General features: G+C 38.7%; 12 protein-coding genes. 9 read left to right on the top strand and 3 right to left on the bottom strand.

The annotated features are described in order from the left end of the window. The first annotated feature begins 8 nt into the window (after positions 1-8). A complete protein-coding gene (locus QNI22_RS22295) occupies positions 9-416 on the top strand; it encodes a sll1863 family stress response protein (RefSeq protein ID WP_313985390.1) in 408 nt (135 codons plus the stop codon). A gap of 287 nt (positions 417-703) precedes the next feature. Here QNI22_RS22295 and QNI22_RS22290 read toward each other — a convergent pair whose 3' ends face one another. Beyond that, positions 704-868 (bottom strand): DUF1328 domain-containing protein, encoded by a 165-nt coding sequence (locus QNI22_RS22290; protein WP_314514233.1) that lies wholly within the window; start codon positions 866-868, stop codon positions 704-706. 313 nt (positions 869-1,181) lie between these two features. Here QNI22_RS22290 and QNI22_RS22285 point away from each other — a divergent pair, with 313 nt between their 5' ends. Together QNI22_RS22285 and QNI22_RS22280 are read left to right on the top strand one after the other, a co-directional pair. Beyond that, a complete protein-coding gene (locus tag QNI22_RS22285; protein ID WP_314514055.1) occupies positions 1,182-3,341 on the top strand; it encodes a S9 family peptidase in 2,160 nt (719 codons plus the stop codon). Positions 3,342-3,462: 121 nt separating this feature from the next. Next, complete coding sequence (locus QNI22_RS22280; protein WP_314514054.1) at positions 3,463-5,268, top strand: metallophosphoesterase; 1,806 nt, start codon at positions 3,463-3,465, stop codon at positions 5,266-5,268. Between the two features lie 119 nt (positions 5,269-5,387). On the opposite strand, the gene QNI22_RS22275 is transcribed toward QNI22_RS22280, so the two are convergent. After that, a complete protein-coding gene (locus QNI22_RS22275; protein WP_314514053.1) occupies positions 5,388-6,350 on the bottom strand; it encodes a glycosyltransferase family protein in 963 nt (320 codons plus the stop codon). Between the two features lie 251 nt (positions 6,351-6,601). Between QNI22_RS22275 and QNI22_RS22270 the strand changes: the two genes are divergently transcribed. After that, a complete protein-coding gene (locus QNI22_RS22270; RefSeq protein WP_314514052.1) occupies positions 6,602-7,741 on the top strand; it encodes a hypothetical protein in 1,140 nt (379 codons plus the stop codon). 43 nt (positions 7,742-7,784) lie between these two features. Here QNI22_RS22270 and QNI22_RS22265 read toward each other — a convergent pair whose 3' ends face one another. Further along, positions 7,785-9,416, bottom strand: coding sequence for an amidohydrolase (locus tag QNI22_RS22265; RefSeq protein WP_314514051.1), 1,632 nt, complete (start codon positions 9,414-9,416; stop codon positions 7,785-7,787). 317 nt (positions 9,417-9,733) lie between these two features. Here QNI22_RS22265 and sufC point away from each other — a divergent pair, with 317 nt between their 5' ends. From sufC to QNI22_RS22240, 5 genes are all read left to right on the top strand, one after another. Beyond that, positions 9,734-10,486, top strand: a complete 753-nt coding sequence (gene sufC / locus QNI22_RS22260) for a Fe-S cluster assembly ATPase SufC (protein ID WP_314036447.1) — start codon at positions 9,734-9,736, stop codon at positions 10,484-10,486. A gap of 100 nt (positions 10,487-10,586) precedes the next feature. Further along, the gene (sufD, locus tag QNI22_RS22255; RefSeq protein ID WP_314514050.1) at positions 10,587-11,894 is read left to right on the top strand and encodes a Fe-S cluster assembly protein SufD; all 1,308 of its coding nucleotides are present in this window, start codon (positions 10,587-10,589) and stop codon (positions 11,892-11,894) included. A gap of 152 nt (positions 11,895-12,046) precedes the next feature. After that, positions 12,047-13,273: a SufS family cysteine desulfurase gene (locus QNI22_RS22250; RefSeq protein WP_314514049.1), complete on the top strand. Its 1,227-nt coding sequence runs from the start codon at positions 12,047-12,049 to the stop codon at positions 13,271-13,273. Between the two features lie 66 nt (positions 13,274-13,339). Next, positions 13,340-13,762 carry a SufE family protein gene (locus QNI22_RS22245; RefSeq protein ID WP_314514048.1) on the top strand — a complete coding sequence of 141 codons (423 nt, stop codon included), beginning with the start codon at positions 13,340-13,342 and terminating at the stop codon, positions 13,760-13,762. Between the two features lie 61 nt (positions 13,763-13,823). After that, a complete protein-coding gene (locus QNI22_RS22240) occupies positions 13,824-14,135 on the top strand; it encodes an SUF system Fe-S cluster assembly protein (RefSeq protein ID WP_314514047.1) in 312 nt (103 codons plus the stop codon). Positions 14,136-14,159 lie beyond the last annotated feature (24 nt).

The raw sequence follows: 14,159 nt of genomic DNA, 5'->3' as shown, positions 1-14,159 counted from the left end.
TAAAAACTATGAAAAAGTATAAACTTTCATTAGGTATAGCTCTGGTATCACTAGGATTGATAGCCGGTGCTTGTTCTTCAAATCGTAATATGAGCAGTTCTGGTAATAAAGTAGAACAAGCTGCTGATAAAGCGGATGCAGAACTGGATAAAGAAAGAGCAGATTTGAAACTGGAAATTCAGCAAGGTCTGGATAAACTTGATACAAGATTGGATAAGCTCAGAGCCGAAGCAAAAGACGCTTCAGGTGATGCCAAAGACAATCTGGACGAACAAGTAAAGAAATTGGAGAAATCCAGAGACCGTATGAATAACTACTTATCAGATGTTGGTAAACAGACTAAGTCTAACTGGCAGAAGTTCAAAGCTGACGTACGTTCTTCTTTTGAAGAAGTAAAAGAAGATATCAAAGATTAGAATACTGTGATAATGGTTTTACAGAAAAAGGATTGACAGACATGTCAATCCTTTTTCTTTTGTGGGATAGCATTGTCTATATAGTGGCAGGATTATTTTGTATATAAGCTGAATAGGGATAAAACAAATAAGCACAGTAACAACCTGTGTTACTGTGCATCGAGGATATATAGATGGGACTATATAGAGGAATCTTATATAGTAAATAGTTTAATCATTTTGAATCTGTTTTAGATTAGTAAGTTCTGATAGACCTTACGGGGTCTATCAGATGTATAACAATTTTGTCAGGCTCGACGGAGCATACTCATTACCAAAGAAATAACTAAGGCAATCAGGAATATATAGAATATAACTTTTGCGATGCTAGCAGCGCCTGCAGCGATACCTCCAAAGCCAAATAATGCCGCCACTAGGGCAACTACTAAGAAAATTAATGTCCAACGTAGCATAGTTGATAGATGTTTATAGTGAATAACTTGTTTCTGTACTAGATAGATAAAATTCCCTGCCATTACCTAAAAAGGGCTTTTTGACTCGTTTTGGCAGGTTATGTTTCCTTTATAGCCGGATTTTGTAGAAAATCATACATAGTCTGGGCAAAAATCCTCTACATTGATAGACAGATCCTTACAGAAGATGTTGTTATTTGAATTGACAGATAGGTTTTTGTACGTATTTTTAGCAATCTGAATACCCTTATATGTTCCAGCAAAGTTGCAGGCAATAAATAGTTCTATTCAATAACCTAAACAAACCATATGTATGAAGAGACTCTTTCTGACTATTATCTGTACGTTTCATCTTGTACTTCTTCTGGCTCAGAACGGAACAGAAAAAGTTCTTGTAACAGATCTTTTAAAAATCAAACAGGCTGGAAATATTGCATTATCTCCTGATGGGAATAGAGCAGTATATACTGTGACATCTATTGAACCAGATGCAGATAATAAAGATGAATATAAGTACAATACTCAGCTCTTCCTGACAGATCTGAACACAAATACGCAACAGATGACTCGTGGTGAAAGTATCCGTCAGCCTGTATGGTCTCCTGATGGAAAGAAAATCGCCTTTGTAAGAACTGTAAAAGGAAAAGGACAAGTATTTGTATTGCCGCTAGAGGGAGGAGAAGCTTTTCAGTTAACCCAATCCAAATATTCTATCTCCAACCCTCAATGGGCACCTGATGGGAAACAGATTCTAGTGGCTGTTTCATTGCCATTTGGGGAATTGCTGAAAGATAGTTTGTTTAATCCAACCAAGCAGCCTCCTTCCTGGAGCCTCGAGAAACCAGGATTTGCGCATAATGAATTTGTCAAACTGAAAGATCAGGCTAAGCCTAATCCGGATGGTTCACTGGAAGAGATCAGAGCGTATCTGAATAAGGATATAGAAGATAAAAAAGCGAAAGTAATTAACCGTCTTACTTTCCAGGGAGAATCTACTACAGAGCCTGAACTAAACTTTAATCACCTGGCTGTAGTAATGGTAAAGGAAAATGCAACGCTAATCCCTCTGACAAAAGGCTTTTACTCATTTGGGCAGGCCAACTGGACTCCGGATGGCAAACAGATCATCTACATAGCTAATGGAAGTGGTACAGAACAACATCCCGACAGAGATCTGGATAGCCGTATTTTTGTAATGAATGCAGATGGTAGTAATTATAAGCTTCTACTGGGTGAGAAAGGGAAACGATATACTGGGCCTGTACTTTCTGTTGATGGAAAAACTCTGGCTTTTCAAGTTTCTGCATCTGAAGGATTGACTATTCCTGTACTTACTTTTATACCCTTTGGGGGCAGCAATACAACTAGTACAAGTATTACATTTGACCGGAATGCAGGTAATCTGAAGTTTAGCTCAGACAATAAGTTTTTATACTTTTCTGCACAATCTAATGGTGGACAACCTGTATATCGATATGATCTGAAAACAAAGAAGATTGACCAGTTGTCCGATTATACCACAGGTATCACAGACTTTGATATTGCAAAAAACAAGATTGTGTATGCCCGGACAGAAATAGTAAATCCTTCTGAAGTATATCTGGCGGATGCTTCTCTTAAATCTGCAAAGCTTCTTACCGATTTGAATGTCTCCTGGCTAAAAAATAAAAGACTAAGCCTTCCTGAAAAGCATACTCTCACTAATGACAAAGGACAAACCATTGAATATTGGATCATGAAGCCCACCTTTGTAGAGAACGGAAAGAAATATCCTTTATTACTGGAGATGCATGGTGGCCCTACAGCTATGTGGGGACCTGGAGAGCAAAGTATGTGGCATGAGTTTCAGTATTTTTGTTCAAAGGGATATGGTATTGTGTATGCTAACCCAAGAGGTTCCGGTGGATACGGACTGGATTTCATGAAAGCTAACTACCGTGATTGGGGAACAGGACCTGCCAGTGATGTATTGGCTGCTACAACTGCAACTGCTAAAGAATCCTGGGTAGATACTACCAGACAGGTAATTACAGGCGGGTCGTATGCGGGTTATCTTACTGCCTGGATTGTAGGACATGATAATCGGTTTAAAGCAGCCTTTGCCCAACGGGGAGTGTATGACCTAACTACCTTTATGGGAGAAGGAAATGCATGGCGTCTAACTCCAAACTATTTTGGCTATCCGTGGGAAGCGCAGAAAGTGCTGGATGATAACTCTCCTTTGACATTCGTAACTAACATTAAAACCCCTTTATTGATCAAACATGGCGAAAATGACTTGCGGACAGGTGTGATTCAGAGCGAAATGTTATATAAAAGCTTAAAAATATTGGGAAGAGAAGTTGAGTATGTACGTATGCCAGGAGCAACCCATGAGTTGAGTCGCTCAGGCAATGTACGTCAGCGGATTGATCGCATGTTACGTATTTATGAGTTTATGGAACGATATATAGGAGAGAAAAAGCAGCAATAATGTCTGATTGGTATTGATATAAGAAAATAGATTGCATAAAGAGTGAGCAGGCTTGTTTTTTATATACGAGCCTGCTATTTTTTTGGAGAATATCCAATTATTGCCCTTATACCTGAATACAATGAAGAAAAAAGGCTTTCAGCAACAATCTATGGTAAAATGGTATGATGTCAAGCAGTTGGCACTTACCGGATTAAGAAGTGTAATCTCCGGAGTTTTTGGCAATTATTCGGACCGGCGTGAGATTCAGGCAGCACTGGATCTGACAGATGATAACCGAAATCATATAGATCGGGCTCCAGATGAGATATGGATAGATTATATTTCAGATCTGGGAGATGGATTCAACTCTACCTATACCATGGCTGATTTGCTGGCTCAGGAAAAGCTGATGGTACATGCAAATGGAGTCACTACGGCATTACCCTCCGCAAAAATTATCATAATGGGTGGAGACGAAGTATATCCTACACCTAGTCTGGACGAATATAACAGACGTACCAAGTACCTATACGAAGCTGCGTTTCCTGAAAGATGCGATGAGGCAGAAGCCGAAAAGACTTATTTGTATGCTATACCTGGTAACCATGACTGGTATGATGGCCTGGGTACATTTCTGAAACTATTTACACAGGGACGAAAATGGGGGAGATTGCATACACGCCAGAGTCGAAGTTATTTTGCTATAAAGTTAACTGAGAATGTGTGGTTATGGGGATTGGATGTCCAACTCAATTCAGAGATTGATCAACCACAACTTAGCTATTTTCAGGGGTTAAAATGCCCTGAAAAGATGAAAGAAGGTGATAGAGTAATTCTTTGTACCGCAGAGCCATCCTGGGTCTTTCATACACATCACCTGACAGATTACTCCTACGAACGACTGACTTATTTTCAGAAGAAGTGTATTGATGAACAAGGTCTTTCTTTAATCGCTACTCTTACAGGAGACCTGCATCATTATTCACATTATACAGGTGTACGTACAAATGGAAAGATAAAATCGGTAATTCACAATATCACAGCAGGAGGAGGTGGGGCTTTTTTGCATCCTACACATTTTTTAAAAGAAAAGCTTACAGGATTAAATGCCAATGGCATTACAGAAGAATTAGGGTTACAGGCTCGTTTCCCAAATAAAGATGAATCCCATATGCTGGCTTTTAAGAATTTTCTCTTTCCATTTCTAAATCCAGGATTTGGAATAGTACTGGGAACTCTCTTTCTGATTATTGTTTGGATGCTACAAAGCTCCGTACCTGTAGGTGATCGATCACTAATCAGTCAGCTAGCTGGGTCTTATACAGTAAAAGACTTTGTGCGTAATACTGCCAATTTTTTACAACATAGTCCTATGGCTGTTATTCTGGTCATTATTCTGGTCAGTGGATTTATTGGATTTGCAGACAATCAGACAGGAGAGAAGGGAAAGAAAAACCATTTTAAATTTGCCGGTGCTATTCATGGGATTTTACAGGTATTGCTTCTTTTCTTCTTTTTATGGGGACTGAGCCGATTCAACTATTGGTTGCTGGGACAGGACGTCAGTCAGATAGAAAAAAATCTGGCTAATAAACATACCAGTGACTTTGGAATTAATGTAACCTTACTAGCCTTGTTGATTGTTGAGTTAGTAGGAGTTGCAGGTTTTTTAGGCTCGTTTCTGATGGGTTGTTATCTTTTTTGTAGTACCTATTTCTTTCATATTCATTACAACGAGGCATTTTCATCTTTTCGGTACGAAGGATACAAAAACTTCTTACGAATTCATGTGTCTAAAAACAAAGTAACTATTTATCCGATTGGTGTGCGGAATGTTACTACACAGTGGGAAACCTTGATTGTAAACGGGAAGTGTAGGTTTAAGGGAAAAACTGCCTCCTATGAACTTATAGATAAGCCTATTGAGATTAATCTGATAGGATAAATTTACATTCATCTTGTATTGCTTATAAAAAGGGTAGTGATTCAACATTGAATCACTACCCTTTTTAGCTCAGATAAGGATTCTATAGAATTGATAGGATGGATAGCTTCTTATCAGTATTAACCAGGAAACTTGCTAATAATCTTCCAGTTGTTATATCCAAGTTCTTTATCTTTGAAACAAAGAACTTTTTTCTCAATGAAAGTTCGAATACGATATTTCAACTGTTCATGTTTATGACGTGGAAAATCCGGATTCACCTTCGTTGTGTAGTTTAATTTATGCCCCCAGTCAAACTTTGCTATCCAGGATTGTAGGGTAGCAGGGTGTGAATCTTTAAAGATAGACAGATTTCCCAAAGTTCCATAATCAAATTCCTGTGGCTGATTGGCATATGCTTTTGATACATGAGATGCCCCATGATGAGTTGTATCAAATGCTTTCTTTTTAGTCTGCATATAACGAGGTGGTCTTACCCAACCATAATGATAAATATATGCATCCAGCAAAATCACTTTAAGCTTAAAAGTCCCTTCTTTGATGCGATAGTTTTTACCATCAAAATTAGGAATTCGTCTAAATGACTGCGCTGAAATGTAAGAGTGAATTTCTGGGATATTTCGGATGATACGTATTTCACGGGGATACCAGCCATAACCGTCAAAGTAATGTTGATAATCTCCATAAAAATGACGGTACTTTAGCAAAAAGCCCTCAACATTTGTATCATTTAGATAATGAGCACAGGCCTTCTGAATGGTAGGAAGATATTTTTCATGAATCAACTCATCTGCCTGCAGATAAATAAGCCAGTCCCCTTTACATGCTTCTTTTGCAATATCTGTTTGGTGTGCATGTTCCATTCCCCTTGGATAGGCAGTGGTGTCCCACACTGTTTCAATAATTTTTAGTTTGTCAGATTTGATTGTAAGAATCTCCTTTCGTGTCTGATCATCTGTATCACAGTTGCCTAGAGCTATTACAAATTCATCCACAATTGGTAGAATAGACTCTATTGATGCTTTTATTGGGTAATAAAGCTTATCCGCATTTCTGACAAATGTAAATCCACTAATTTTCATGAATTTTAAATTTTATAGTCGAGACTACCTTTTGATTATATTATTAAACAGGCTATGTTACAGGGATTATCTCTGTATGTGTAGATAAAGCAAAAAGTTAAAGCAGTAGTGAGATTATTTTTGTTGCAAAACTACTTAATAGTTAATCGTAAAGCTAAAAGCAATTGCTGGAAATAGATATTTTCGGTATTATAATCGACGTATAGGGTGATAATAGCCTTTTGTTGGCGTATTGTATAGATATTTTTCTTATGACAATTATTAACTTTTTTGCGAATTTTAGGTTGGTAGTGTTGTTATGTTTAGGCGTAAGCGGGGTAATGTATGGGTATAGTACATGGTGTGGTTTAGGGAGTACCTATGACTCACAGCATTACCTTAGTGCTGCTTCAAGTCTCTTACAGGATGGTGTATTAAGAAACGCAGATGGCAGTCTCTACTCGAACTGGCCACCTCTCTATCCGGTATTCCTGGCTCTCTTTGGAGCAAATGGATTTCTTATAAAAATTGGACAAGGAGGTGTTTTACTTGGAATAATTTATCTAACCTACTGTATAGTTAGTTCAACGATTATGGATAAAGTTCTGAGAGCCTTTCTTCTGATTGGGATTGCTGTTGGGACACCCATAATGCTGGTGAATGTCTTTGTCTGGTCTGAAGGATTATTTGTATGGTTAGCATTGGGGATGTATAGGTTATTTCAGAAGTATCAGCAATCTCCCAAATGGTCTTTACTCATCGGATTGATCATTGTAAGTAACTTATTGTGTTTGCAGCGATTGGTGGGAATTGGTGTTGTAGGCTTGTTTGGAATAATGCTGTATTTTAATCAGCGTGATGTAAAAAAAGCAGGTTGTTACATAGCACTTTCTTGGATTGGGGTATTAATCTGGTTATGGAGAAATACCCAGGTTGAAGTCAATCCTTCTTTTGTTGATAATGTATTTGTTGCTTCTTTAGATCAGACATTGTATTCCTATATTGAAGCTGTAGGAAACTGGATTGTACCTGTTGGCATGTACTTTAGCCTAAAAGTTATTTTGGTAACTGGATGGCTGATCGGTACAGGGCTGCTTCTTTTTTATAAGAGGCTCTCTGTAAAATCCTTTGCCTTTCAGACTAATTTTCTGGGATGGTCGTATATCCTTTCTATGATAGGTATAGGAGGCACACTGAGTGAAATAGATCGATTTGTTGTACCTGGGTATATTTGGCTAATAGCTGGATTTATTGCCATTCTGGATACTGTATTGCCTCAACTCTCCAAAAAGAGAAAGTGGATAATTTATATTCTGATAGGAACTTGGTTGTTGTATCCTGCTGGTCGTACAGTAAAGAATAGTATCTTCTGGCACGATGTAAATTGTGCCAAACAAATTATCCCCAACTAAGTATCCTGAAAAGGATTGTTGGGGATAATTTTAAATTTAGCTACTATTTTTTATATACCTGCTCTCCTCCAATAAAAGTTGCAATTACTTTTGTGTCCAGCACTTTTTGTGGCTCAACTTTCATCAGATCCTGATTCAGAATAATAAAGTCAGCAAATTTTCCAGGTTCCAGGCTGCCTTTTTCCTTCTCTTCAAAATTAGATTTGGCTGCCCATATGGTCATGCCTTTAAGCGTTTCTTCACGTGTAAGGGCATTCTCTTTTTGAAAGCCTCCCTGTGGATATCTTTTGGCATCTACACGGAATGCAGAGGCTAAAAAGGTTTTAAACGGACTAATATCTTCAACTGGAAAGTCTGTACCTAATGGAAGCCAGTTATTTTGTTTCAACAGATCTTTGTATGCATAGGCATATTTGACACGGGAAGAGCCCAGACGTTGTTCTGCCCAATACATATCAGAAGTAGCATGAGTTGGTTGTACCGATGGAACCACATTATAGTTGGCAAACATTGCAAAATCTTTTTCATTGACAACCTGTGCATGTTCAATTCTCCAACGTTTGTCATTTTTACCTTTGAGTACTTCGCCATAAATCTTTAAAATTTCCCGATTGGCAGAATCTCCGATAGCATGAGTACACATCTGAAAATCGGTATTGGCTAATAGCTGAGCTATTTTACGGAAATGCTCAGGTTTACTCAGTAAAAATCCTGACCAGTCATGACGATCTGCATAAGGCTGAAGCAGACAGGCACCTCTTGATCCCAGCGCCCCATCACCGTAAATTTTAAAGCTTCGAATGTTTAGTTTGTCTGTTTTATAAGGGCCTTTGGGTAGGTAACGAGCATAATTAGTAGAATCATCACTCAGCATAACATAAACCCGCATTTTAAGTTTACCACTTTTTTGCAGTGCATCAATCGCCTCTGCTTCGTTTGCCATCAGACCACAGTCGTCAACAGTAGTTAATCCTACAGCAAAGCAATTCTGCTGTGCATCCAGCAATGCTTTTTCAATATCCGACTTGTCTGATGCAGGAATAATTCTACCAACCAGATCCACTGCGTTATCTATCAGGATACCTGTTAGCTTCCCATTTCGAACTTCTACTGTACCTCCTGTAAGGGTTTGGCCTGATTTAATATTCGCTTTTTGCAGAGCGGTTTGATTGACAATGGCAGCATGTCCATCGATTCGGGTTAAAATAACAGGTTTGTTAGGTAGCAGGCTATCCAGCCGTTCTTTACTTGGAAATTCTTTTACAGCCCAGTCATTCTGGTCCCAACCTCTGCCTATAATCCATTCTGAAGGATTATTTTTTGAAAATTCAGCCACTTTCTGAATAATTTCATCCCAGCTTTTAGTACCTGTAAGATCCACTGTCTGTAAGCCTAGGCCATAACGATAAAAATGGGAATGGGCATCAATAAATCCTGGATATATAGCCTGGCCTTGAACATCTGATTTATCTGGAGCCTCATATTGATTGAGAATGTCTTTGGTTGTTCCTACAGCTAGTATTTTTCCATCCTTTACTGCCAGTGCTTCTGCTACTTCAAATTTCTCGTTTACTGTATAGACGATGCCATTGTAGACTATAAGATCAGCTTTTTGTTTGGATTGACATGAAAATAGAAGGGATATAAGAGCAAAGATGCCGTACAATTTCTTCATGGGTATGTTTGGTTTGTGTTTGTTATGTGAAGTATCGGGTGCTTAAAAATAGGAAAAAGTAGCATTATATGTGTATTCAGGTTGTTTCTTAAAATTGAATTTATATAGAAAACATGCTTGCATGTTGTGTGCGAAAAAAATATAAAATGAGCATTTGAGATTATTTTTCATGGTATTCTCGCTGTTCCGAACAAAATCCGCTACTTTTGTGTTTTTGTTTAAAATTATTTTAAATAAGACGTTTGAGAAAGCTGTATCCGAAGTGATACGCCTTATATTTTTGCAGATATTATATTTATCTATTCCTACACATATTTATGCTGACAATCAATAACCTACACGCACGAGTAGAAGAAAAAGAAATCCTGAAAGGATTGAATCTGGAAGTGAAGCCAGGCGAAGTACATGCTATTATGGGACCAAATGGATCAGGAAAGAGTACACTGGCATCTGTATTAGCTGGACGTGAAGCTTATGAGGTAACAGATGGTTCGGTTAACTATCTGGGTGAGGATTTGTTGGAACTTTCGCCTGAAGAACGTGCGCAAAAGGGAATTTTTCTTGCATTTCAGTATCCGGTAGAAATACCAGGTGTAAGTACGACTAACTTTTTAAAGACTGCTATAAACGAAATTCGCAAAGCACGTGGAGAAGAAGCATTGGATGCAGTAAATTTCCTGAAGCTGATGAAGGAAAAAATGAAGCTGGTCAATATTGATGATACATTGTTGAAGCGTGCACTGAATGAAGGATTTTCAGGCGGAGAGAAAAAACGCAATGAAGTATTTCAAATGGCTATGTTGGAACCAAAACTAGCTATTCTGGATGAAACAGATTCAGGGCTGGATATAGATGCACTGCGTATTGTGGCTGAAGGCGTAAACAAACTGCGCTCAAAAGACAATGCAATCATTGTGGTAACGCACTATCAGCGTTTGTTAGACTATATCGTGCCTGATTTTGTGCACGTATTGTATAAAGGAAAGATCGTAAAATCAGGTACAAAAGAACTGGCGCTGGAACTGGAAGAAAAAGGATATGACTGGATTAAAGCAGAAGTAACTGCCTAGTAATCTTTCTGTGTTTCTATCTGACAGCTATATCAGGTTTGTAATAAGCCAACATGTAGTAAAGTCAGCCTGATCAGTACCTTTAATCTTTATATGAAATATGTCTATTCAAACTATTGATAAATCATCCCTGGCAGAGCGGGTCATATCAACCTTTGATACTGTATCCAAACAAAATGCAGTAGTAACAGCCGTTCGTCTGGAAGCGCTAACCCGTTTTGAAACGCTGGGATTTCCATCGATTAAAAACGAAGAGTGGAAATATACCAACCTGAAACCTGTAGTAAATCAGGATTTTGTACCCAATGCAGTCGGAAATATATCCGCTGAACAACTACAGGATAGCATCATCCCTACTGAAAAGGCAAGCATTTTGGTCTTTGTAAATGGTGCCTATCAGCCTGCCTTGTCTGTACTTACTCAGGAAGCTGAAGGTATTGTGGTAACTACCTTTAAGGAAGCTTTAAACAAGTATCCGGAAATTGTGGAGGCTCACTTTGCTAAATATGCTGATTTCCAAAAAGATGCATTAACAGCAATGAACACAGCTTTTGCTGAAGATGGAGTATTTGCCTATGTGCCTGATAAGAAAGTACTGGAAGCGCCTGTATATGTGTATTTTATAAGTGATAGCCAGCAGGTTGCCCCGCTTTCGCAATTACGTAATCTGATCGTGGCAGGACGTAGCAGCCAGGCTAAGTTTGTAACTGCTTTTCATACCATTGGAGAGCTGCATAGCTTTACCAATGTGGTAACAGAAATAGTAGTGGGTGAGAATGCCTCTGTAGAGCATTATATTCTGCAAAATGAAGCTGAACAAGCATATATTGTGGGTACTACACAGGCGCAATTAGCCCGTGATTGCCATTTTACTTCCCACACTGTTTCATTGAATGGTGCCTTGATTCGTAACAACCTCAATATGGTGTTGGCCGGATCAAACATTGATGCTCATATGTATGGATTATATCTGTTGAATGGAAATTGCCATGTAGATAACCATACACTGGCAGACCATCAGCAGCCTAATTCTTTCAGTAATGAGTTGTACAAAGGTATTCTGGATGGGAAATCCACAGGGGTATTCAATGGAAAGATCTATGTGAAGCCAGATGCACAGAAAACCAATGCATTCCAGTCTAACCGGAATCTGGTTCTTTCCAAAGATGCAGCCATGAACACAAAACCTCAGCTGGAAATTTTTGCGGATGATGTCAAATGTTCACATGGTGCTACTGTAGGTCAGTTAGATGATGAAATGCTGTTTTACCTTCGGTCAAGAGGCATCGGCTTTGAAAGTGCCAGAGCATTGCTTATGCGTGCCTTTGCTGACGATGTATTACAAAATATGACTTTGGAAGAGGTACATACACACGTAGATCGTTGGATTGCAGACCGATTCCTATAAAATGATATATTGGTTCAACCGGAAACTTCCGGTTGAACTTGTTTTATAATGGCTATAATGCCGGATGATTACATGCTAGAAAATCAGGTGTTGTAGTGAGGGAGTGCCTGTAAAGGCTGTTTTTTATCTAGTATACTTTTCTATTTTATTTTATGATCGCCACTTTTGATGTAATCGATATTCGGAAAGATTTTCCTATCCTGAATCAAACCATTCATGGTAAACCTCTGGTGTACTTTGATAATGCAGCAACCACCCAAAAGCCTTTATCTGTTATTGAAGCATTAAGCCAGTATTATATGGAGTTTAATGCCAATATTCACCGGGGTATACATACCTTGGCTGAGAAAGCGACTGCTGAGTATGAAGCTACCCGTGACAAGGCAAAGGCTTTTATCAACGCAGCACAGCGGGAGGAAATTGTTTTTACCCGAGGGACTACAGAAGGAATTAATCTGGTTGCTCAGACCTATGGACGCCAGAATCTGAAAGCTGGAGACGAAGTGATTATCTCAGGGATGGAGCACCATTCGAATATTGTTCCCTGGCAGATGATTTGTGAAGAGAAAGGCGCAACACTCAGAGTGATACCTATCAATGAGCAGGGAGATTTGTTGCTGGATGAATACGAGAAACTGCTTTCTGAGAAAACAAAGATTGTTGCTGTTGTATATGTTTCCAATAGCCTTGGAACAATCAATCCGGTAAAAGAAATTATTACCAAAGCCCATCAGTATGGTGCTAAAGTGTTGATAGATGGCGCACAGGCTTCTGCCCATCTGGATATAGATGTACAGGATCTGGATGCAGACTTTTATGTGTTTTCTTCCCATAAGGTATATGGTCCAACTGGAGTAGGGGTATTGTATGGTAAAAGAGAATTGCTGGATGCTATGCCTCCTTATCAGGGTGGGGGAGAGATGATCCGCGAGGTATCTTTTGGTAAGACTACATATAATGATCTTCCCTATAAATTTGAGGCAGGTACACCTAATATTGCAGATACCGTTGCGTTTAAAGCTGCACTTGACTATGTAACCACTATTGGAAAATCTGTGATTGGTGAGTACGAACATGAATTGCTTACCTATGCAACGGAATCTTTACAGTCAATTGATGGTTTACAAATTATAGGGCAGGCTAAAGAGAAAATCAGTGTGATTTCATATGTTCTGGAGGGCATTCACCATCAGGATATAGGAATTATGCTGGATAATGATGGTATCGCAGTGCGGACAGGCCACCATTGTACACAACCTCTGATGGATCGGTTCTGTATTCTGGGAACTTCCCGCGCGTCTTTTGCGATGTATAATACAAAAGAGGAGATTGATCGATTAGTACAGGGCTTACATAAGATAAAGAAGAAGTTGGGATAATAGGAATAAGAAAAAAGTCCTTTTAAATCAGGCTATTGAGTTAATACATATCAAGCTATTGAGCAAATGACGATAAACGAAATACAGGATGAGATCATTGATGAGTTTTCATTGTTTGATGACTGGGAAGGTAAGTATGATTATATCATTGATATAGGCAAAAAGTTACCACCACTTGACTCTCAGTATAAAACAGAAGAAAACATTATCAAAGGATGTCAGTCACGGGTGTGGTTGCATGCAGAGATGCAGGATGATAAGGTTATGTTTCTGGGAGAAAGTGATGCTGTAATTGTAAAAGGATTGATCGGACTGCTGATTCGTGTTTTGTCCGGACATACTCCAGAAGAAATAGCAAAGGCAGAACTGTATTTTATAGATCGTATTGGTATGGCACAACATCTGGCTCAAACACGGGCAAATGGCTTGTTTGCTATGCTAAAACAAATGAAATTATATGCTCTGGCTTACTCTACCATGAGTAATTAAACCAAACCACCATGAGTAAAGAGAAATACAAGCTGTTTACTCACATACATTCTTTAAGAATATGGATGACAATGATTTAAAGGAACAAGTAGTACAGGCATTAAAATCAGTATATGATCCGGAAATCCCTGTAGATATTTATGAACTGGGTCTGATCTATGATATAAAGATATACCCTGTTAATAATGTATATGTACAAATGACCCTTACTTCTCCGTCTTGCCCTTCCGCTGGTACGATTCCTTCGGAAGCAGAACAGCGGATACGTGAGATTGAAGGAGTCAATGATGTGCAGGTTGAACTCACTTTCGATCCTCCTTACTCGCAAGACATGATGTCTGAGGTAGCCAAACTGGAACTTGGCTTTATGTAATTTTATATAGTTAAAGTAGAAACA

Source organism: Xanthocytophaga agilis (assembly GCF_030068605.1).
GTDB classification, from domain to species: Bacteria; Bacteroidota; Bacteroidia; order Cytophagales; family 172606-1; genus Xanthocytophaga; species Xanthocytophaga agilis.
Note: the sequence above shows the minus strand (reverse complement) of the source record. Positions and strands in the feature narration are given on the sequence as shown.